Origin of the sequence: Pseudobutyrivibrio sp. JW11 (assembly GCF_900115355.1) — a bacterium.
In the GTDB taxonomy this organism is placed as follows: domain Bacteria; phylum Bacillota; class Clostridia; order Lachnospirales; family Lachnospiraceae; genus Pseudobutyrivibrio; species Pseudobutyrivibrio ruminis.
In genome coordinates, this window is the sequence record NZ_FOWB01000001.1 from 1 (window position 1) to 19,432 (window position 19,432).

The window sequence follows — 19,432 nt, forward strand, 5'->3', positions numbered from 1 at the left end:
GTAAGCGCTTAGTAATCCACCGTCGTGACTAACAGCGGTACTTTTGAAATAATAATAACAACTAAACATATGGAGCATTTCACTCCAATTACTATTCGTTATAGTTCGTTCATATGGAGCGTTTTACTCCATATCGAATATGATATTCAAAGTGGAGTGTTTCACTACACATGGAGGTTGTTATTATGCGAAGCAAATTTACTAAGCAACAAAAGTTTGACATGGTAATGGAATGTCGCAACAGCGGTTTATCCGATTACATGTGGTGCAAGAAGCACGATATCCAAAGCAGCACCTTTTATAGTTGGGTGAAACAGTTAAAACGAGATGGAGCTAATGTTCCTGAAAGAACATATGCCGAAGATTACCATCTTGATTCAAAACCAGATATCGTGAAACTTGAAATTGTCGATGAACTTCCTGCTGAAAAGCCACCAGTGGTTCAGCAGCTTCCATCAAACAATTGTGCCATCGAAATAACTATAGGACAGGCATCGATAAAAGTTTTCAATGATGTTAATCCAAAGTTATTATCTCAGGTTATGACCTGCCTGGGAGGTTGCGTATGATTGGTGATATCTCCATGGCAGATAACATATATATCATCTGTGGTTACACAGATATGCGCAAGTCCATAGATGGACTGTGTGCCGTAATTAAGGATCTGCTCGAACTCGATGCAGAAAATACCACATCGCTTTACCTCTTCTGCGGTAAGCGTAATGACAGGATAAAAGCACTGTATCATGAAAAAGATGGTTTTGTGCTTTTATATAAAAGGCTCGATTACAAGCTTGGTAAATACAAATGGCCACGTAATAAAAACGAGGTCAAAACCATTACCTGGCGACAGTTTGACTGGCTAATGTCAGGGCTGGATATCGAGCAACCAAAGGCAATAAAAAGTGCCTAAAAGCCTTGATTTTACTGGGTTTTTACCCCTAAATCTGGTATAATAAATGTATCAGAAAAAGGAGTTTTAACAGGTAAATGTCAGGTGCAAATGATATCCAACTCAGGGATCTGAGGGATACAATTTTACAACTGAATAATACAATCAACACTCAGACATCGCTTATTATGTCGCTTCAAAAGTCTATCGATGAGCGCAATGCCAGGATTGATGAAAAGGACCAGGTCATAGCAAATCTTCAGGCACAGCTTGATTATCTTAAGAATAAGCTGTTTGGTTCTACCAGTGAGATTCGTAAAAACGATATCCCTGGTCAGCTCAGTCTCTTTGATGCAGCTGATGCAGATGATAAGCCTGCCATTCCAGTTGAGCCTGAGATTATCGAGGTTAAAGCTCACACTCGTGAACGTAAGCCAAAGGCTACCTATGATGAAATCTTTGAGAACATCAAGACCACACAGATTCCTGTTGAGGAACTTCCAGAGGAAGAACGTAAATGCCCTGAATGCGGTAGTGTAATGGTTCCTATTGGAACAAAGGTAGTTCGCACTGAGGTAATCTATCACAAGCCTAGCTTGGAGAGAATTGAGTACGTGGCCAGGACGTACTGTTGTCCTAACTCCGAAAAGGAAGCAGAAACTTACTTTGCCTATGATAAATGTAAAGCTGCATTGATTGAAGGTAGTTATGTTTCTTCAGGCCTTGCAGCACATGTGATGTATTACAAGTATGTCATGGCTTGTCCGCTATACAGGCAGGAACAGGATTTCTTGCATCTCGGTGCCAAGATTAGCAGAGCTACCATGGCGAACTGGATTATTGCCTGTTCACAGGATTACATGGTTCACATGTACGATTATCTTCATCGAAAGCTATGCGAGAGGATGTTCCTCATGGCTGATGAAACTCCTATCCAGGTTTTAAAAGAACCTGAACGAAGACCACAGTCGAAATCCTATGTATGGGTATTTCGAACTGGCGAAGACCGAGGAGTTCCAATAATCCTTTTCAACTATGCACCAACAAGAAAAGGTGCCAATGCGGCAGACTTCTTGAAGGATGCTCCCGAAGGATATTTCCTTATGACTGATGGCTACAAAGGCTACAATAAAGTACCTGATGCCAATCGATGTGCCTGCTGGGCACACATCAGAAGGTATTGGCTTAGAGCCATTCCTAAAGGTCATGAAACGGATTACACTCATCCAGCGGTACAAGGACTTCTATACTGCGATAAGCTGTTTAGTTATGAAAGAACCTATAAAGAGAAGGGACTTTCAATTAAACAGATTTATAAGCGTCGTCTCAAGGATCAAGAGCCTGTGATAGATGCTTTCTTGGCGTGGCTTGATGGACTTACACCTAAGACTGGCGATAGTATAATCAAAGCGATTAACTATACCAACGGATGCCGACCATACCTGAAGAACTATCTTAAGGATGGAGCTTGTAGCCTTAGCAATAATCTAAGTGAAAATGCAATCCGACCTGTTGTAATGGGCAGGAAGAATTGGTTATTTAGTGATAGCCAGGATGGTGCTAATGCCAGCATGGTAATCTACTCACTGATTGAAACCGCTAAGGCTAACGATATCGATCCTGAAAAATATCTCGAGTATCTTCTCGAGAATCGTCCAAGTGCTGATTGGTCAGACGAGGAACTTGAGCATTTAACTCCATGGAGCGAAGCTACTCGAGAAACATGCGGTATATAAAATGGAGTAAAATGCTCCATATGTTGAATGTCTGGCATCCGGAAGGATGCCTTTATTCATACCCTACGGGGTAATACTAAGCGCTTACGATATTTGGGCACGAATGCTTGCAAAAAATCGGAAACTACCAAGTGATACATTTACAGATTATCTGAAATCAAAAGCTGTGAATAGGAAATATAAGGAAAAACCTTATATATAAAAAGGAACTAAGTAATAACTTAGTTCCACTATCCAGCGGCGGATAAGATTTTTATCATATACGCCACTTTCATTTGACACATGAAAAGTATATCAAATCTTATCCAATGCTACAAATCTGAATTATTTTTCGGAAATACTAGCAAAGGAGGATACTGCTATGGGAAAAGTTCACCACGGTGGAAAAGTTGGTCATGCCGGCAGGGTTTTAGCTAGCAAGCACACTAGTAAACCTGCTAAGAGTAATGCAGGAAAAACTTTAAACAAGCATAAGCAAGCTTACCACTAAGAGAAAGACCTGAGCATGTCTATAAAAGGCTCATTTTTGTAAAAAGGGGATTAAAATGATTCCATTACGTAGATCCAGAGCGGTAAATGTTACATCAACTTTACACTAGATAACTATATTAATTACATATTCTTCAATTTAAAAGGAGGTAGCATATGGGGGAAATGAACACAAAGGCAATGTACAAATTATCATATGGGCTGTTTGTGTGTACGGCAGTACAAGGCGACAAGATCAATGGCTGTATTGTCAACACAGCTATTCAAGTTGCATCAGAGCCAAACAGTATTTCAGTAGCTATCAACAAGGCAAACTATACTCACGATTGTTGATTGTCAAGTAGAATTGACCCACTTTTACGTTTAGTTCTGACCCACCAGCGATGATTTCGCTGGATGGGTCAGTTTTTATGTTATTCCTAAATTTTATACTTTGTTTTGACCCACCTCTTAGTGAGCAATTATCTGATAACCATCGTTTTGAAGGGAGGTCCTGTCAATAATAATGGTTCTATCCGAAACATTCATATTTACATATCTGCTTATGGCTAATAACTTGTCGCCGATAAGCTCCTGGATTAGCTTTTCCATAGCTACAGTCTTAGTCGATTCAACAGCTGTTTGGTTAACTTGTACCAGTTCCTGCCGAGGTGCACATAACTCATCAAAGCTCAAGAACACATCCTCCGCGATAGGCTTATGAAATGTAAATTTATTAAGTGCTTCATCAAATCCAAGCGTCTCTTCAGCTTTCATTCTTCTGAATATGCAGGCTGGATTTTTTACTTCGTAATTATTTTTTAGTTTATTATATAGCTCTGCTTTGCCCTGCTCGTTGTAAACTTTTGCAAAGCCTTGCAGTTGATCTTTTGTTATTCTACTCATTTGTTTTCCCTTTTATTTTTTAACACTCTTTTTTGACCCTTTGACACGATAACTGTCGCCCGTTATACTTAGGACATGACAATGGTGAAGAACTCGATCAAGAATTGCAGTAGCGGCAAGCTGGCCGGTAAACAATTCATCCCATCTTCCCATTGGAAGATTAGTTGTAATGATGAGGGAGCCTTTTTCGTATCGTTGGCGAATGATTTGGAAAAATAGGCTCTCTTTTTCTTTATCCATTTTTATGTAAGATAATTCGTCGATGATTAATAAATCTATCTTTTTGAGTTCTTTTAATGTCTCTTGTAAGCGTCCATTCATCATTGAAATGTGTAACTGATCTACAAGCTCTTTGGCATTCACAAACATTACTTTGTATCCGGCTTTACAAGCATTTCTTCCAATAGCAGTGGCAATCATGCTTTTACCAACTCCAGGAGGCCCAATGATTATTACGTTTTCTTTAGCATCAATAAACCTTAGTGAGCCAAGCTCTTCAATTTTTGATTTATCCAAAGACCTATTAAACGAATAATCTATTTCACTTAAAGAAGCTATCGTGTCAAAATTTGCTTTAGCAATAAGTTTCTCCGTTCTACGTTGTTCTTTACCTTCATCTTCGGCTATAAGAAGTTTGATTAGGAAATCCTCATAACCAAGCTTATCTGTTTTAGCTTCTTCAATTAGGTCAACGTATTGCTCTCGAATATCAACCAGCTTAAACTTCTTCAGCTTTTCAGTGATAAAAGCCTTTTTGTCTACTACATCTGATGTCTTCATTTAGCTACCTCCTTTGCTGATTCTTCGTAATAACTGCAATCACGAATTAATTCATTTTTAGAAGGTGCTTGATTTCTAGATTCATCTAGTAGAGTACGATAGCCGTTATTGTAATCTCTTAGAAGTGCTCTAAATGATGTGATATCCATCATGTCTTCATCAATAGCTACTCCAATAAAGTAATCTAGGACGTTGTCATCATAGAGTTCTTGAAGTTCAAGAATTCTTCTTGCATGATGCGTTGGTTGGTCAAATCTACGACCTGCAGCTTCTAGATATCGTGAACCATTTCTAAAGCGTTCTGTAAAATCTCTTCGAATCTGAGGTATAGAAGTATTTACCTTTGGAGCTATCTGCGCATAATGCTCATCATTAGTAAGAACATTCCTTTTGGTGTCAAATGCCTCCTGCCGCAATATTAGTTGCTCATTCTTATCATAGATTTCTATTCGAAATCCATAAATAATCCTGTAGAATACATTTCTATCGACATATGTAACCGGAACACTGTATTTGTTTCCTTCAATGCTTACAAAGCTGTCAGGGCTGACCTTTCTAGTTTTTAATGCATCCATGTGATAATGAGTTTTAGGAAGCTCTAGCAATGTCGCTTTCTCTTCCAGTAGATAATGTTGGTTTGGTATACGCCCTGTAGTTGTGTGCGTTTCATTGCACCAATCATCTACGAACTTTTTACCTCTATGATTTAGTTCCTCCATAGTTGCAAAAGAGTTCCCTTTGATAAACTGTTCTTCAATGTACTTAAAGGGGCGTTCAATCTTACCTTTCTTTCTAGGCCAATAGCATGGACATGCATTAAGTTCAGTGTTTAAATGTTTAGCTACCATTAATGCATGTGGATTGTATCTGATTTCAGCTTCTGATCTAGGGTTGTTCTCTAAAACGAGTGCTTTAGGATTGTCTATCAACAACTCCAATGTAACACCACCTAAATCGTCAAAAAGTTCTTGGATTGCTTCATAAATAGCTGCAGCATCAGATTTTAAAGAAAAGCAAACAGCTTTCTTTCTTGAGGCCGCTAAAATCATAGCAAAGCAATACACCTTTCTGTAACGTGAACCAACAAGAACTTCATACTCAGTCCAATCAAACTGAGCTTGGTCGCCACACGGGCTTTCATGCCTTACAGTAGCTCGTTTGCTAATATGATAACCAACATCCTCATCAATCTTATTTAGGAAACGATATACAGGTCCTATGCTACCTTGATATCCTATAGCTTTCAGTTCTCTAAAGATTCTTGTGCCATTAAAGTTATAAGGGTCGCATCTCCATTCAATGATTTGCTCCTTGAAGGGATCAATTTTTGAATGATAGATTTTCCGGTTATAAGTCGGTGGCTTATCCATCGCAAGAAGCTTTTTCACTGTGTTGCGTGAGATACCAAGGATTTGAGCTGTTGCGCGTTTCGATTTAGTTTGCTTGTACACTTTCTGTACAGCTGCCCAATCTTCCAAGTCTTTCACCTCTTTTTTCTCCTTTCCGTATATACGAATTGATATACGGAAAGTATTGTATTTTTCTTAAAGAGGTGGGTCAATTCTAAGTATTAAATTTTCAAGGAACAACGAGTATAATAAATGACAACAGGAGATACTTGTTATATCCAGTGGCTCAATTCTGAGCGTAAATCCTGGGTCAGTTTTAAGTGTAAATCAACAACGATATGGTGAAAGCCACTGGACAGTGCAATATCTCTGTCATTAGCCAGGATGCTACCTTTGATTTATTCAAGCATTTCGGCTTCCAATCCGGAAGGGATGTAGATAAGTTTGCTGATTATCCAGCCGCGAATTACCAGACCTCAGAAAATGGCATCCCATATATTACAGTAGGAACCAACGCTTACTTTTCATTGAAGGTAAAGCAGACTGTAGACCTCGGTTCTCATACACTTTTTATTTGTGAGCTAGTAGCCATGGAAGTCCTTTCGGATACAGCCTCTGCAACATATGAATATTATCAAAGCAACATTAAGCCAAAGCCAGAGGCAGTTGGGACCACTCCAAAGGGAGAGACAATTTGGCGTTGCCGAATTTGTGGATATGAGTGGGTTGAAGCACATGATTTCATCCTAAAAATGCCAAGCTTCCTAGAAAAGATTGTGGCAGCCATACTGTTGGTTGGTGTTGCGTACAGCTGCATCCAATTGGGAATACATGTGGCATCCCTGACTGAGCTGGCATTTGATGAATATATCGAAGATATTTTAATAACTGCATTTAATGCAGTTATTGTTATAGAGTTTATCAGAATGCTTATAAAGCATTCCATGAATACCATTATAGAGGTCTTGATATTTGCCATTGCCAGGGGACTGGTAGTTGGTCACGAAGCACCATTGGAAACATTGATACGTATAGTTTGTATTGCGATTCTTTTGGCGTGCCGTAAGTATCTGTTCTATGAGAAGGATTTTGAGGAAGAGATGTAGAGGAAGAGTGGAAAGGTGCTATTATGAAGGTTGCATATCCGGTATTAATTAAACAATCTGGCGATGATTTTTTGGTTTATATTCCTGATTTAGATGGCTACACTGAGGGGGCAGATTTAGCAGATGCTATAGAAATGGCTAGAGATTATATTGGTTTAGCTTGCATGGGGCAGGAAAATGATATGCCAGAAGCTTCTACATATAAAGAGGCTGTAAAAAAGGCCAAAAAAAATAATGATATTTTTGACTATTCCGATGGTTTGCAAACAATGGTAGATGTCGACTAAATTACTCCAGAGTTCTTCAGGACGCTATTGCAAACATATTGAATTTAAACTATAATTTAGGAAATTAAAATTTGTCTTTTTAAAGGGGCTAGCTGTAATTTATGCAGCTGGCCCTTTTGTATAGGAGCGTCTTTTACATAAATACAAAAAGGGAGAACCAATGAAACTAGAATCACGTCTAAACGAATATACCAAAGATGACTTGTTAGTGCTGGCAGACAATTTCAAAATCAAAGTTAGTTCTAGGCTCAAGAAAGCGGAAATGATTGATACCCTGGTTGTTGGGATGAGTAACCCAGAAATAATGCGACCACGTTTGGTTTGTCTTACTGATTCAGAGTTAGCTTTATTGAAGAGGGCAATCAAAGAACCTCAGGACATCGGGTCAGATAAAATCATTGACGGTATGCAGCTGTTAATATATTGCCTTGGAGAGTTCGAAGAAGAGACAGACAATCTTGTAATCTATGATGAAATCAAGGAAGTATATGCCAAAGTTGAAGATGAAGATTTCCTTTCAGAGCGAAAGAAAAAGGGCTGGTTCATAAAGTGCCTTCGATTCTTCAGAGAGTACTATGGTGTGGCACCGCTGGAGGTAATCTACATACTATATCATCTCAAAGTAAAAGACAGCATCGTTGATATGGTAAGGATTATTTTAGAGATTCCGCTGGATATCCGCGGGTGTACTGTTTTTCCGGAGGATGAACTGCAGGTCAATGAAGCAGGAATAGATAAGTATCTCCATACAGAGTATGGGCTACTAGTAAATTTGGATATATTTGAAAATGGAGAAGTTTATCCTTTGCTCCGCAGCCAGGTTGGCAAGGATTTCTATATTCCATCTGCTACTCAAATAGAAGAAATAACACATGATTGCTATGAATCTAGTTCACTGGCATATAAGAAGCTGCACACATTTTTCATGAAGAAACTACATATGGAAAATGAGTTAGCTACAACATGGTGTCTTAATGTATGGATGAATAGCTACAATGGAGACAGCCCAAGCGAGATTATAAAAGATTTAAATGAGCATGATGCAGTTTTTGATGGGGAAGACCAGTTACGGGATTTTATGAATCTTCTAATGGATGCCCACAACAACACTCGCCTCATCGAAAATCGTGGTCACAAACCGGTAGAGCTTCATTCTAATAATTTCACAGGAATTCCAACAATTGTTCCTGGTAGTTCTAAGGCAGCATCTATACTTGGGGAGCTTCAACCTCAATTATCAGCCATGGGTATTCCTGTGGAATTGGGCAAGAAAGTATATCCAAATGATCCATGTCCATGTGGTTCTGGAAAAAAGTATAAGAAGTGCTGTGGGAGATAATAATCCCTACTTTACCAACCCTTTACATTTCCCCTCCATAATACAAGTGCGAACATTTGGAAAATTTCTTGTATTAAGGAGGCATGAAATGGACATTTTTATGATTCTGAAGCTGCTAGGCGGGCTGGCCCTGTTTCTGTACGGCATGAAGCTCATGGGAGACGGCCTGCAGGCATTGGCTTCAGGAAAGATGACCCAGATACTGGAGCGTCTTACAAACAAAACAATCTACGGGGTGCTACTGGGCGCTGGTGTCACCGCGGTGATTCAGTCATCATCGGCCACCACAGTAATGGTGGTAAGCCTGGTAAATTCCGGTGTGATGAGCCTGCGTCAGGCGGTTGGCGTAATCATGGGCGCCAACATCGGCACCACTATCACATCCTGGATGTTATCCATGGTGGGAATCGAAAGCGATGCGGTGCTCATCAAAATGCTAAAGCCTACATCTTTTGCACCTATACTTGCTATGATTGGCGTTGTGCTTTACATGAAGGCAAAGGAAAATGCCAAGCGCACAAACATAGCACATTTATTAATCGGATTTTCCGTGTTGATATTTGGAATGGATGCAATGAGCGCATCAATGGAGCCACTGGCACACAGCCCATATTTTGAAAATATGCTGGTAGCAGTTTCAAATCCATTCTTTGGAATCCTGGTTGGTATGGTGTTTACTGCCATCATCCAAAGCTCATCGGCATCAGTTGGAATCCTGCAGGCCCTTTCTTTGACGGGAGTAGTCAGCTGTGGCGCAGCACTTCCTATCATCCTGGGCCAGAATATCGGCACATGCTCCACAGCGTTGTTATCATCAGTGGGAGCCAGCAAAAACGCCAGACGCGCATCCATGATTCATCTATACTTTAATGTGGTTGGCGTTACCGTATTTACGTTAGCTTTTTATGGATTAAACATGATTTTTAATTTTGAATTCTTAACGGCGGCTGTTGGGCCTGTGACTATTGCAGTTATCCATTCGATTTTCAATGTGGGAAGCACCATGCTAATCTACCCATTTTCGAAACACTTAGTGAACCTGGCGGAATATACGGTCCCCGATGATCGTGTGAGCACAGGTTATTCCTCTTTACATAAAATTTAGATAATCATACTATAGTATCACATAGATTGATTGTTTATGTACATATGAAGGAGGTCACTATGGCTCTTGTTTACATTGTTGAAGATGACGAGAATATCAGAGAAATAGAAGAGTTTGCCCTGGCAAATGCCGGCTATCAGGTCGACAGCTTTGCCAATGGGGCAGACTTTTTTGATGTTTTGGAACATAATCTGCCCGACCTTGTCCTGCTGGACATCATGCTTCCTGATGAAAACGGGTTTGAAATAGTAAGGCAGCTTCGCTCCAGTGAAATTACTGCCGCCATTCCAGTGATTATGGTCACCGCCAAAACTGGTGAAATCGACCTGGTCCGAGGCCTTGAAACTGGGGCTGATGATTACATCAAAAAGCCGTTTTCGGTGATGGAGCTTACATCTCGTGTGAAGGCGCTACTTCGCCGCACCATGGAGGCTTCTCAGGAAATAATTACCATCGGAGACCTTACCATAAATGACCAGAGGCATCAGGTGACAGTGGCCGGCCAGACTATAGAGCTCACCTACAAAGAGTACGAGCTGTTGAAATATTTGGCGCTGAACCGTGGTATCGTCCTAAAACGAACTCAGATAATGGACAAAATCTGGGGCATAGATTACGAGCTGGAATCCCGCACCCTGGACATGCACATCAAGACCCTCAGGACCAAGCTTGGTAGCTGCGGCAGCCTGATTCGCACAGTTAGAAATGTTGGATATGTGATTGATTAAAGTGGAGGTATCATGGCACAGAAAATTTACCTTAGATTTTTGGCGCTGATTATCGCCACGGTGCTTTGCACGTCCCTCTGCGTGACCCTGGCCTACTACGCTTTGTTCGAGAGGCAGGTTCACCAGGATATGCAGGTCACCGCACAGATTTTTAAAGATACAGGATTTTTTGACACCGCAGATGTGGCTGCCTTGGAGGCCAATCCCAAGCTGATGGACGCAAATCTGCGTGTCACATTGATAGATGCAGATGGCACTGTGCTTTTCGACAATACCGTAAATGCGGAGCAGATGGACAACCATGCCAACAGGCCATAGATTGTCAGTGCTATGGAGACAGGTTCCGGAGAAATAGAAAGGCAGTCCGATACAATGGGCTTAAAGGACTATTACTATGCCCTTCGCCTAAACGATGGCCGCATCCTTCGCATCGCCCAGGAAGTGGACGCAGTGTGGGTGGTGTTTGCAAGTGGATTGCCACTTTGCCTCGGTCTGATTTTGCTCATATCATTTGTCTGCGTGTTGGCTTCGCGAATCCTCACCCGCCAGCTGATGAAGCCAATTGAGGATGTGGCCGGAAAGCTCAACGATGATTTTGTGGACTCGCCATATCCGGAGCTTTACCCATTCATCAGCAAAATCCGCAAGCAACACGAGGAAGTATTAGCGGCGGCAAAGATGCGGCAGGATTTCTCAGCTAATGTCAGCCACGAGCTAAAGACACCCCTTACAGCCATCTCTGGCTATGCGCAGTTGCTTGGCTCAGATGATACACCTGCAGAAAAGAGAAAGCACTTTGCTGACGAAATAGATAAGAACGCAAATCGATTGCTAGCGCTGATTGAGGACATCATCAAGCTTTCGGAGCTAGACAGCGACGACAATGACGAGCAGTTCGAAACGGTAGATTTGTATGAGCTTGCTGCCGAGGAGCTTGATTCATTATCTATGGCTGCCAGCCAGCGAAATATTGATATCACATTATCCGGCGCATCCACCTCAGTGCGCTGCCGTCCGGATCTTATCCGCGAGCTAATCGATAATCTTGTGCAAAACTCCATCCGCTATGGCAATGATGGTGGACATGTGACAGTATCAGTATTGGAAGAATACGGCTACAAAAAGCTCATCGTAGAAGATGACGGCATCGGCATCCCTGCCGACGACCTAGACCGAGTCTTTGAACGCTTCTACCGCGTAGACAAAAGCCGCTCCAAAGCCTCCGGCGGCACAGGCCTTGGCCTTGCCATCGTAAAACACATCGTGGAAATCCACGACGCCAAAATCCAAATCGAAAGTGAACTTGGGGTGGGAACAAAAGTTACAGTTATGATGTAAAAGGAAGTGGGAGCCAAAAGGCTCCCACGTTTCATTAATACTTCATGAAATATTCATTGACATACTATCAATTGATAGTATAATAGTGCTACTATCAATTGATAGTAAAGGGGGCTATTATGAATTGTCCAATATGTGGAAAGAATCATAAAGTAGAGCTTAAAGAAAGAAAAGCAATTACAATTATAAAAGGCTTAAAAGTAGAGTATGATGAAAAGTATTACATCTGCCCAGATTCAAAAGGGGATAATGAATTTACAACGGGTAGCATGGAAAATGAAAATCTTTTGAATGCAAGAAACGCTTATCGCAAGCAAAAAGGCTTGCTTACTTCTTATGAGATTGTTGAGATAAGAGAGCGCTATGGATTATCACAAGTAGATTTGTCACAAGTATTAGGCTGGGGAGAAGCAACAATTTCTCGTTATGAGAGCAAAGCTATTCAGGATGCTCCATATGACAATATTTTGAGACTGATTAAAAATAATCCATTAGTTCTATATTATTTTTATATTAGAAATAAAGAAAACTTCAATAAAAATAAAGAAGCTGTCTTCCTTGAAAGAATAAATGAAGAACTATCAAAGCATGGAAGAGAAAACATTGCTCGCAACAAACTTGAAAGCTTTTATTTGAACTATATGGAACCATCTATTACAAATGGGTTCCAGGTATTAAATATTGATAAATTGGAATTAATAATTAACTATCTGGCGAAGCATGTGAAGTACTTGTATAAGGTGAAACTAATGAAAATGCTTTGGTATACTGATATCCTATTTTATCAGAAGAATAAAAAATCTCTGACAGGTCTTGTGTATCAGCATGCAAATATGGGGGCGCTTCCAATAGGTCACGATGCTATTTTACAACTGGATAATGTTGTTTTCGAAGAAGAGCTTGCAGAGGATTATGATAATGTGCGATACCATATAATGTACAACGAAAAGCTTGATTTAAAAACTTTGTCAAATGATGAGAAGAGCATTATTGATTCTGTTATAACGAAATTTGATACGATGAAAACGAAAGATGTAGTTGATTATATGCATGCAGAAGAGGCATATAAAAAGACCAAGGATGGGGAAATAATAGATTATAATTGGGCTGAATTAATTCAGTTTTAGAACAAGGTAGCGGGAGCCAAAAGGCTCCCACTTTACATTAGTTTAATATTGCAATCATCAGATTTAGATAAGCTGCGAAGGTGCACCACAGTAGATAAGGGAGAAACATCAATGTGGTTTCCCAGCATGCCTTAGAAGTTTTCCATATCATCACGATAATCATCACCCATAGAATCAACAGCCATGTTATACCCAATTCGTTGGAACAATAACGAAGAAAGGATAGGTATAATCCAGATAGCAGTAGAAGTGGTTAGAATATAGCTAATTTAAGAAAAGTTCATACAGTAATTATCGTGGGAACGAGATTTCAAAAAGTCTTAATGAGGAAATTATCATTGAGGCTTTTTTATTTTTCATTGTTACGTTAATTAACGAGGGTGGTTTTCCTTCCCTTCCTTCTTCCTCTAGAAAGAAGAGAAAAAGAAAGAACCAAAGAAAAAGAGAATAAAGATATACCCTATTAACTATTCTATCTTATCTCATCTTATCCTATCCATTCCTTTCCATTCCGTGTCTGAATCATTATCGTAGATCAAGAGGGCAGACAGTGAGGGAATGCAGAGAATAACTGGATTTCATAAGGGGTTTGATATTACTCATGGAGTGGTGATAGTGGTATGTAATGCATACTTCTGGAAAACAGAATTCTTAAAAGCAGATTCGAAAAGTGGTGAGAGTTATGAGCAAATTATCCAAGTATGAACAGGAAACAATAATCAATTTTAACGTCGCTGAATCTGATGCAGTGGTATTCACCAGAGATAAAACCGTTATAAGAAAACTTGACACGTTAGTTAACGAGTTCCCAGAGGTTTATAAGTGTATAGGCGAAACAGATATCGACAAGATATATTCAATGCCAAAACAGTACGTTAGTTATCGTAAGCCGAGAAGAATATCAGCGGTACGAAGGGAGCAGATAAAGGAACAAATGTCACAGTTAAACTGTAAGCGTAAATCATAAAAAAATATCGGAGGTGCATTATGAGTGAAAAGCAAGTAAAAATCTATGGTTACGCTAGAGTATCAACCCGTGAGCAAAACGAGGACAGGCAGATAATAGCATTGAAGGAGATGGGAGTGCCGGAGAAAAACATATTTCTGGATAAGTTATCTGGGAAGAATTTTGACAGACCTCAGTATAAGAAGCTATTAAAAAAACTTGATGATAATTCAATTCTCTATATCAAGTCCATTGACAGACTTGGGCGTAGCTACAGAGATTTAAGTGATCAATGGCAGTTAATAACAAAGGATAAGGGAGCTGATGTTGTAGTTATTGATATGCCTGTGCTTGATACAAGGAGAGAAAAGAATCTCTTGGGAACATTGATAAGCGATTTGGTGCTTGCACTGTTATCCTATGTTGCAGAGAGTGAGTACAGCACTATTCATCAGAGGCAGGCGGAAGGTATTGCAGCTGCAAGGGCTAGAGGGGTTAAGCTTGGTAGACCACCAAAGCCATTACCAGATAATTTTTATGAAGTTTATCAAAAGTGGAAAGCTGAGAAAATATCAACAGAAGAGGCTGCAAGGCTTGTAAATATGCCACCATCAACCTTTAGATATAGGGCAAATTTATACAAGAAAGCCACATTATAGAAAGTGCATTTTCAAACAAGAAGGTGTACTTTCTTGTTTCTTATCAATCTAAAAATCAACGTACTCTATTATAAGGATTTTTGCCTTAAAAATCCACTGATAGAGCAAAAGTAAGTACTTAAGTACTATAGGCAAAATTCACCTCACAAGAAAGTACACTTTTTGGAGGTAGTATGAAGAAAAAGTTGGCGTGTTTTGCGATTAATAAGGGTATTAATACTTGTTGTGGGCAACTATTGTGGAGTTGGAGCTACAGTGTATGACGATGATGGAAAGGCTCATGTTGTAGAACATGATGGTGTGGCAAAACATCCAGGAGATTCTGGAAGGAAAGAAATTGCAGATAGAATTATCGAAAAGCTAAAAAATCAGGAATGATTCGTTATAAGATATGAGGGCTGATTGTATGAAAATGGAATTTAGCAATAAGAAAAAATCCAGAATAGTTGGTTTGGATATTTATAGACTATTAGCAGTACTATTTATTTTTCTTTTCCATTCTAATATTCATATTCAATGTAACTATGGGGTTTTAACACCATTTATTAATATGGGTGCGATTTACATGACAGCATTTTTTCTGTTGTCAGGATTTTCTCTATATTTAACATGGAGTAAACGGAATTTACATGATATAGGTGGTATTAAAAGCTTTTACCTTAAAAGAATGATAGGCATTTTGCCGTTGTATTATGCAATTGCGTTGTTGTATATTTTCTTGCTAGGGCAAGAAACACCGATTCAGAATTTGTTGATTGCACCAACAGAAATACTCGGCATACAATCTACCTTTAATAGTTTGTTTTCAGTAACACATAATGGTGGAACGTGGTTTGTATCATGTATTATTCTTTGTTATTTAGTTTATCCACTTATACAGGAAATAATCAAACAGATAAATAATAAGAGTAAAATACTTTTAATATGCGTATTAGTATTAATACTTCTTCATTCTCCGATTGTAGTAGGATACTTTAAAATAAGTGGTATATATTCAAATCCTTTTTTTCGAATTCTTGAATTTACAATTGGAGTTTTACTATGCTCAATGATGGCTGATATAAGGAAACATAGAATTTCAAAGCTACTGTGTAGTTGGTTTGCAGTTATCGTAGAATATGCTATTTTGATATCGGGAGTGACGATTGCTCTTAAGATAGGTATCCCCGGAGACTATATGCTATACAGTTGGGTTGCGTTACCCATGTTTATGCTTTTGATTGTCTCGATGGCAGGGATGAGCTTTCCGGAGTGGATGCAGAATTCAAGAATTATTGGGTATCTCTGTGAAATATCATACGCATTTTTCTTTGGACAATACTTCACATGGAAAACAACACTGTTTATTATCAGCAAAGTTGGAATTGATACTAACATATTGAGAATAGTCATTTCTTTTATTTCATGCTCAGTATATACAATACTTTTACATGAAGTTATTGAAAAGCCAGCAGGGAAATTTTTAAAGAAAAAATTGTTATGAAAATAAAACATAGCTACATAGCACTTTAGAAATAGTCTAAGGTGCTTTTTTATTTACGGCGGTTGTGATCCTAACGGAACACCCTCCTTTTTCAATGCCAAAAATGAAAGGAGAACAGAAAAGATGATTAACAACGAAATCACAACAACCAAGGGAATGGAGAGTGCCCAGAAGGCTCTTGAACAAGCTAAGAATCGTTACGCACAGGAGAAGAAAAAGGCTAATGAGGATAAGCGAAAAAGAGAGAATGCCCATAAGTACATGATGGGTGGTGTTATTCGCAAGTTTTTTCCAGAATGCTATTGCTTTGAAGAGTCAGAAATGAATGAAATTCTTAAGGTTGCTCTTGCAACTCCGCAGTGCCAGAAAGTCATTACCGACATTAAAGCCAGAGCTACTAATCAAGTCTTGTCTACTCTTGTCTAAAGCGAGATGAAGTCGAATGAGTCAGAACGTACCGAAAGTCACTAATGTATTTACTCAACTTGTTGGGACTACCTTTCCCTTTCGGTGCAAAAAACGCACCTACCCTTTAGTGCAATCTCAGAACAGTATTACCACAAAAAAAGTGGCAATCCTAATCAGAGGTTTTTACGTGTGCCCAACCGAAAGTGGTAACTCATGCCAAAGTGGATGAGCACATGTTTTAGCATAGAGACAAGAGGCGGCAATGCCAAGAACTCTTGTCCCTCTGCTATTGATGCAGCTGGTTATATCAGCCGTGAAGAACTTTACTGCGAGTATGATGGGCACACATACAAGCTAGACCTAAAAAAAGAATTTAGTTCACAGCGAGATAAATCTACCAGAGAATGCACCAGAAGAATACAAAGATAGAGCCACTCTTTGGAACTCGGTGGAAGCTATTGAAAAGCAACACAACTCACAACTTTGCAGAACATTTAAGGCATCACAACCTTTGATGAATTGCAGAGCTTTTTGGATGAACATGGAGCAACTTATAACAGCCTTGCTACCGACCTTGATAACAGCAACGACAAAGTTAAGGTGCTTAGAGAGAAGATATCAGCGTGGGAACCTTGAAGAGGTTCCACTTTTCGCTAGTTCAATATTGCAATCATCAAATTCAGATAGGCTGCAAAGGTGCACCACAGTAGATAAGGGAGAAACATCAATGTGGCTTTCCAGCACACTTTCGAAGTCTTCCATATCATCACGATAATCATCACCCATAGAATCATAAGCCAAATGAAGGCTAGTGTATACTGCGCTGCGTTGAAAAATATCAGCGACCATACAAAGTTGAAGCAGAGCTGGATAAAGTAAACTATCATGGCGATGCACTTGGCATCTTTCTTCTCGTTAGTATCTGCTGGGGCCAGTAACAGAAAATAGCTACCTAGGCCCATCAGTACATATAGAATTGTCCAGGCTATAGGAAACAGCCAAGCCGGAGGAGCCAGTGGCGGTTGTATCATCACTTGATACGAATCCATGGCATTTCCTGTAAGTAATGCGCTGATTCCTCCCACAATCAGCGGCAAAGCAACCATTGGAACAAATCTTAATATTTTTTGTGGGCAAGTTAATTCCTCGTTCATAAAAACCTTGTATGATTAATTCAGAAGCAAATTAATCTACTTTCCTTTCTTTTTGATAACTGTGCATAATACATTCAGATACTGCGGACTTTAGATTTAAAACCTGTAGCTATGACTACTAGCTAGGAGTGTATTGCCATTGCCTTTATCTGAATTGTTTATAAGCTGGATGTGCCATTTATATTAGAGCACTTATTTCAATCAAGTGTACGAGGATAATCGTCGGTGGATATCACAGTATCAAATTCACTTGAAAGGAGAACGTTATGATTTACGTCGGCATTGATATTGCCAAACTCAATCACTACGCCTCAGCCATATCTTCTGATGGCGAAGTACTACTGGAGCCTTTTAAATTTACAAATGACAATGATGGCTTCTGTCTACTGGATTCCAAACTCAAATCATTTGAGATGGACCAGCTCATCATTGGTCTTGAATCAACGGCTCACTATGGCAACAACCTTTTGATGTTTTTAGTACCAAAAGGCTATAATGTTTGCCTTATCAATCCTATTCAGACTTCTACGATGAGAAAGAACAACATTCGCAAAACCAAGACTGATAAGGTTGATACCTACATTATTTGTAAAACTTTAATGATGCATCCCCATAGGTTCGTGACGCTTTATGACCTCGGTCTAATGCAGCTAAAAAACCTTGGACGGTTCAGACAAAAGACTGTGAAGCAGCGCACTAGATTAAAAATCCAGCTGACTTCTTACGTGGATCAAGTTTTCCCTGAACTACAGTACTTCTTCAAATCTGGAATACATCACAAGGGATGCTATGCGCTTCTAAAAGAAGCACCTACGCCTGATGCCATTGCTTCTATGCATCTGACTCATCTCACGCACCTTTTGAAAGCCGCATCCAAAGGTCATTTTCAAAAGGAAACTGCTGTAGAATTAAGAGTTCTAGCACAGAAGTCTGTCGGCTCTAGCGACAAATCTTTATCTATTCAAATCACTCAGTCCATTGAACAGATTGAGCTATTGGATAGGCAGTTAGAATTAATTGAATCCGAAATGAAAGATATTGTTACATCTCTGGATTCTGTAATAATGACCATACCAGGCATTGGTTACGTCAATGGCGGTATGATTCTTGGTGAAATCGGTGATATCACTCGATTTTCCAATCCGAGTAAGCTTTTAGCGTTTGCTGGACTTGATCCATCAGTTTACCAATCTGGTAACTTTGAAGCTAAGCATACTCGTATGTCAAAACGAGGCTCAAGAGCTTTACGTTTTGCCTTAATAAATGCTGCACACAATGTTGTGAAGAACAACAAAACTTTTAATACTTACTATCATCAAAAGCTTTCTGAAGGCCGTTCGCATTACAATGCGCTGGGCCATTGTGCAGGCAAGCTAGTTCGCATCATTTATAAGATGCTAACCGATAATGTTTCATTCAACCTAGATTAGCATAGGCTTTACATAGATTTTTTGAAAGGCCTTCGCTAGAAGGTCTAGTTAAGGTCAGCTATTTTTAGAACCATAAACCAAACGAATTATTCGCTAAATTTTTTCTTGACTATTCATAGCTGGTCTCCTAGTTTTTGCATTAATAGGTACAGTTCTAATATGAACCTGTAAGGTATAGTATATGTAAAGCT

General features: G+C 39.4%; 23 protein-coding genes and 3 pseudogenes. 21 read left to right on the forward strand and 5 right to left on the reverse strand.

Annotation, left to right across the window (positions count from 1 at the left end; all coding sequences use genetic code 11):
- Nucleotides 1-185 precede the first annotated feature (185 nt).
- The 5 genes and pseudogenes from tnpA to BM102_RS00020 all read left to right on the forward strand — a co-directional run.
- Nucleotides 186-569: an IS66 family insertion sequence element accessory protein TnpA gene (gene tnpA / locus BM102_RS00005; RefSeq protein ID WP_242942880.1), complete on the forward strand. Its 384-nt coding sequence runs from the start codon at nt 186-188 to the stop codon at nt 567-569.
- Complete coding sequence (gene tnpB / locus BM102_RS00010; protein ID WP_015550389.1) at nt 566-913, forward strand: IS66 family insertion sequence element accessory protein TnpB; 348 nt, start codon at nt 566-568, stop codon at nt 911-913. The genes tnpA and tnpB overlap by 4 nt, the downstream gene beginning before the upstream one ends.
- 77 nt (nt 914-990) lie before the next feature.
- Nucleotides 991-2,628, forward strand: a complete 1,638-nt coding sequence (tnpC, locus tag BM102_RS00015; RefSeq protein ID WP_090477637.1) for an IS66 family transposase — start codon at nt 991-993, stop codon at nt 2,626-2,628.
- Between the two features lie 361 nt (nt 2,629-2,989).
- Nucleotides 2,990-3,118, forward strand: coding sequence for a hypothetical protein (locus tag BM102_RS14575; protein WP_278335536.1), 129 nt, complete (start codon nt 2,990-2,992; stop codon nt 3,116-3,118).
- Between the two features lie 164 nt (nt 3,119-3,282).
- Nucleotides 3,283-3,444 (forward strand): annotated as a pseudogene (locus BM102_RS00020) (flavin reductase); the annotation flags it as partial.
- 123 nt (nt 3,445-3,567) lie between these two features.
- Here BM102_RS00020 and BM102_RS00025 read toward each other — a convergent pair.
- Genes BM102_RS00025 through istA form a run of 3 tightly spaced genes read right to left on the reverse strand, consistent with a single transcriptional unit; the run spans nt 3,568 to nt 6,269 of the window.
- Nucleotides 3,568-4,002, reverse strand: a complete 435-nt coding sequence (locus BM102_RS00025; protein WP_090477640.1) for a hypothetical protein — start codon at nt 4,000-4,002, stop codon at nt 3,568-3,570.
- 12 nt (nt 4,003-4,014) lie between these two features.
- Nucleotides 4,015-4,782: an IS21-like element helper ATPase IstB gene (istB, locus tag BM102_RS00030; protein ID WP_090477643.1), complete on the reverse strand. Its 768-nt coding sequence runs from the start codon at nt 4,780-4,782 to the stop codon at nt 4,015-4,017.
- Complete coding sequence (istA, locus tag BM102_RS00035; protein WP_090477646.1) at nt 4,779-6,269, reverse strand: IS21 family transposase; 1,491 nt, start codon at nt 6,267-6,269, stop codon at nt 4,779-4,781. The genes istB and istA overlap by 4 nt, the downstream gene beginning before the upstream one ends.
- 200 nt (nt 6,270-6,469) lie before the next feature.
- On the opposite strand from istA, the gene BM102_RS14455 reads away from it, so the two are divergent.
- The 8 genes and pseudogenes from BM102_RS14455 (at nt 6,470) to BM102_RS00075 (ending at nt 13,161) form a co-directional block, all read left to right on the forward strand.
- Nucleotides 6,470-7,237, forward strand: a complete 768-nt coding sequence (locus BM102_RS14455) for a flavin reductase family protein (RefSeq protein ID WP_242942881.1) — start codon at nt 6,470-6,472, stop codon at nt 7,235-7,237.
- Between the two features lie 23 nt (nt 7,238-7,260).
- Nucleotides 7,261-7,524: a type II toxin-antitoxin system HicB family antitoxin gene (locus tag BM102_RS00045; protein WP_090477649.1), complete on the forward strand. Its 264-nt coding sequence runs from the start codon at nt 7,261-7,263 to the stop codon at nt 7,522-7,524.
- Nucleotides 7,525-7,684: 160 nt separating this feature from the next.
- The gene (locus BM102_RS00050) at nt 7,685-8,863 is read left to right on the forward strand and encodes a YecA family protein (RefSeq protein ID WP_090477651.1); all 1,179 of its coding nucleotides are present in this window, start codon (nt 7,685-7,687) and stop codon (nt 8,861-8,863) included.
- An 88-nt stretch (nt 8,864-8,951) separates the two neighbouring features.
- Nucleotides 8,952-9,920: pseudogene (locus BM102_RS00055) on the forward strand (Na/Pi cotransporter family protein); the annotation flags it as partial.
- A gap of 107 nt (nt 9,921-10,027) precedes the next feature.
- Complete coding sequence (locus BM102_RS00060) at nt 10,028-10,696, forward strand: response regulator transcription factor (protein ID WP_090477658.1); 669 nt, start codon at nt 10,028-10,030, stop codon at nt 10,694-10,696.
- A gap of 12 nt (nt 10,697-10,708) precedes the next feature.
- Complete coding sequence (locus tag BM102_RS00065; protein WP_090477660.1) at nt 10,709-11,014, forward strand: hypothetical protein; 306 nt, start codon at nt 10,709-10,711, stop codon at nt 11,012-11,014.
- Between the two features lie 234 nt (nt 11,015-11,248).
- Complete coding sequence (locus BM102_RS00070; protein WP_177194856.1) at nt 11,249-12,034, forward strand: sensor histidine kinase; 786 nt, start codon at nt 11,249-11,251, stop codon at nt 12,032-12,034.
- Nucleotides 12,035-12,153: 119 nt separating this feature from the next.
- Nucleotides 12,154-13,161 (forward strand): type II TA system antitoxin MqsA family protein, encoded by a 1,008-nt coding sequence (locus BM102_RS00075; protein ID WP_090477668.1) that lies wholly within the window; start codon nt 12,154-12,156, stop codon nt 13,159-13,161.
- A 37-nt stretch (nt 13,162-13,198) separates the two neighbouring features.
- Here BM102_RS00075 and BM102_RS14685 read toward each other — a convergent pair whose 3' ends face one another.
- Nucleotides 13,199-13,405 carry a tryptophan-rich sensory protein gene (locus tag BM102_RS14685; protein WP_090477670.1) on the reverse strand — a complete coding sequence of 69 codons (207 nt, stop codon included), beginning with the start codon at nt 13,403-13,405 and terminating at the stop codon, nt 13,199-13,201.
- 438 nt (nt 13,406-13,843) lie between these two features.
- Here BM102_RS14685 and BM102_RS00085 point away from each other — a divergent pair, with 438 nt between their 5' ends.
- The 7 genes from BM102_RS00085 to BM102_RS14645 all read left to right on the forward strand — a co-directional run bounded on the left by BM102_RS00085 (nt 13,844) and on the right by BM102_RS14645 (nt 17,432).
- Nucleotides 13,844-14,128: a hypothetical protein gene (locus tag BM102_RS00085; protein ID WP_090477672.1), complete on the forward strand. Its 285-nt coding sequence runs from the start codon at nt 13,844-13,846 to the stop codon at nt 14,126-14,128.
- Between the two features lie 20 nt (nt 14,129-14,148).
- Nucleotides 14,149-14,766, forward strand: coding sequence for a recombinase family protein (locus tag BM102_RS00090; protein ID WP_090477674.1), 618 nt, complete (start codon nt 14,149-14,151; stop codon nt 14,764-14,766).
- Nucleotides 14,767-14,961: 195 nt separating this feature from the next.
- Nucleotides 14,962-15,144, forward strand: a complete 183-nt coding sequence (locus BM102_RS00095) for a hypothetical protein (RefSeq protein WP_090477677.1) — start codon at nt 14,962-14,964, stop codon at nt 15,142-15,144.
- A gap of 28 nt (nt 15,145-15,172) precedes the next feature.
- Nucleotides 15,173-16,249 (forward strand): acyltransferase family protein, encoded by a 1,077-nt coding sequence (locus BM102_RS00100; RefSeq protein ID WP_177194858.1) that lies wholly within the window; start codon nt 15,173-15,175, stop codon nt 16,247-16,249.
- A gap of 123 nt (nt 16,250-16,372) precedes the next feature.
- Entirely contained in the window at nt 16,373-16,675 is a 303-nt protein-coding gene (locus BM102_RS00105; protein ID WP_090477682.1) for a hypothetical protein, read from the forward strand.
- 195 nt (nt 16,676-16,870) lie between these two features.
- Nucleotides 16,871-17,086, forward strand: coding sequence for a hypothetical protein (locus BM102_RS14605; protein ID WP_090477684.1), 216 nt, complete (start codon nt 16,871-16,873; stop codon nt 17,084-17,086).
- On the forward strand, nt 17,046-17,432 hold the full coding sequence (locus BM102_RS14645; RefSeq protein ID WP_143085449.1) for a MobA/MobL family protein: 387 nt from the start codon (nt 17,046-17,048) through the stop codon (nt 17,430-17,432). Before BM102_RS14605 ends, BM102_RS14645 begins: the two co-directional genes overlap by 41 nt.
- Here the strand turns inward: BM102_RS14645 and BM102_RS00120 are convergent.
- A pseudogene (locus tag BM102_RS00120) lies at nt 17,338-17,811 on the reverse strand (TspO/MBR family protein); the annotation flags it as partial. The gene BM102_RS14645 and the pseudogene BM102_RS00120 sit on opposite strands and share 95 nt — an antisense overlap.
- A gap of 266 nt (nt 17,812-18,077) precedes the next feature.
- Here BM102_RS00120 and BM102_RS00125 point away from each other — a divergent pair.
- A complete protein-coding gene (locus tag BM102_RS00125; protein WP_090477692.1) occupies nt 18,078-19,241 on the forward strand; it encodes an IS110 family RNA-guided transposase in 1,164 nt (387 codons plus the stop codon).
- The last annotated feature ends 191 nt before the right edge of the window (nt 19,242-19,432 follow it).

Coding starts and splice junctions, on each gene's coding strand:
- tnpA (WP_242942880.1), top strand. CDS start 186: ATGCGAAGCAAATTTACTAAGCAACAAAAGTTTGACATGGTAATGGAA.
- tnpB (WP_015550389.1), top strand. CDS start 566: ATGATTGGTGATATCTCCATGGCAGATAACATATATATCATCTGTGGT.
- tnpC (WP_090477637.1), top strand. CDS start 991: ATGTCAGGTGCAAATGATATCCAACTCAGGGATCTGAGGGATACAATT.
- BM102_RS14575 (WP_278335536.1), top strand. CDS start 2,990: ATGGGAAAAGTTCACCACGGTGGAAAAGTTGGTCATGCCGGCAGGGTT.
- BM102_RS00025 (WP_090477640.1), bottom strand. CDS start 4,002: ATGAGTAGAATAACAAAAGATCAACTGCAAGGCTTTGCAAAAGTTTAC.
- istB (WP_090477643.1), bottom strand. CDS start 4,782: ATGAAGACATCAGATGTAGTAGACAAAAAGGCTTTTATCACTGAAAAG.
- BM102_RS14455 (WP_242942881.1), top strand. CDS start 6,470: ATGGTGAAAGCCACTGGACAGTGCAATATCTCTGTCATTAGCCAGGAT.
- BM102_RS00045 (WP_090477649.1), top strand. CDS start 7,261: ATGAAGGTTGCATATCCGGTATTAATTAAACAATCTGGCGATGATTTT.
- BM102_RS00050 (WP_090477651.1), top strand. CDS start 7,685: ATGAAACTAGAATCACGTCTAAACGAATATACCAAAGATGACTTGTTA.
- BM102_RS00060 (WP_090477658.1), top strand. CDS start 10,028: ATGGCTCTTGTTTACATTGTTGAAGATGACGAGAATATCAGAGAAATA.
- BM102_RS00065 (WP_090477660.1), top strand. CDS start 10,709: ATGGCACAGAAAATTTACCTTAGATTTTTGGCGCTGATTATCGCCACG.
- BM102_RS00070 (WP_177194856.1), top strand. CDS start 11,249: ATGAAGCCAATTGAGGATGTGGCCGGAAAGCTCAACGATGATTTTGTG.
- BM102_RS00075 (WP_090477668.1), top strand. CDS start 12,154: ATGAATTGTCCAATATGTGGAAAGAATCATAAAGTAGAGCTTAAAGAA.
- BM102_RS00085 (WP_090477672.1), top strand. CDS start 13,844: ATGAGCAAATTATCCAAGTATGAACAGGAAACAATAATCAATTTTAAC.
- BM102_RS00090 (WP_090477674.1), top strand. CDS start 14,149: ATGAGTGAAAAGCAAGTAAAAATCTATGGTTACGCTAGAGTATCAACC.
- BM102_RS00100 (WP_177194858.1), top strand. CDS start 15,173: ATGAAAATGGAATTTAGCAATAAGAAAAAATCCAGAATAGTTGGTTTG.
- BM102_RS00105 (WP_090477682.1), top strand. CDS start 16,373: ATGATTAACAACGAAATCACAACAACCAAGGGAATGGAGAGTGCCCAG.
- BM102_RS14605 (WP_090477684.1), top strand. CDS start 16,871: ATGCCAAAGTGGATGAGCACATGTTTTAGCATAGAGACAAGAGGCGGC.
- BM102_RS00125 (WP_090477692.1), top strand. CDS start 18,078: ATGATTTACGTCGGCATTGATATTGCCAAACTCAATCACTACGCCTCA.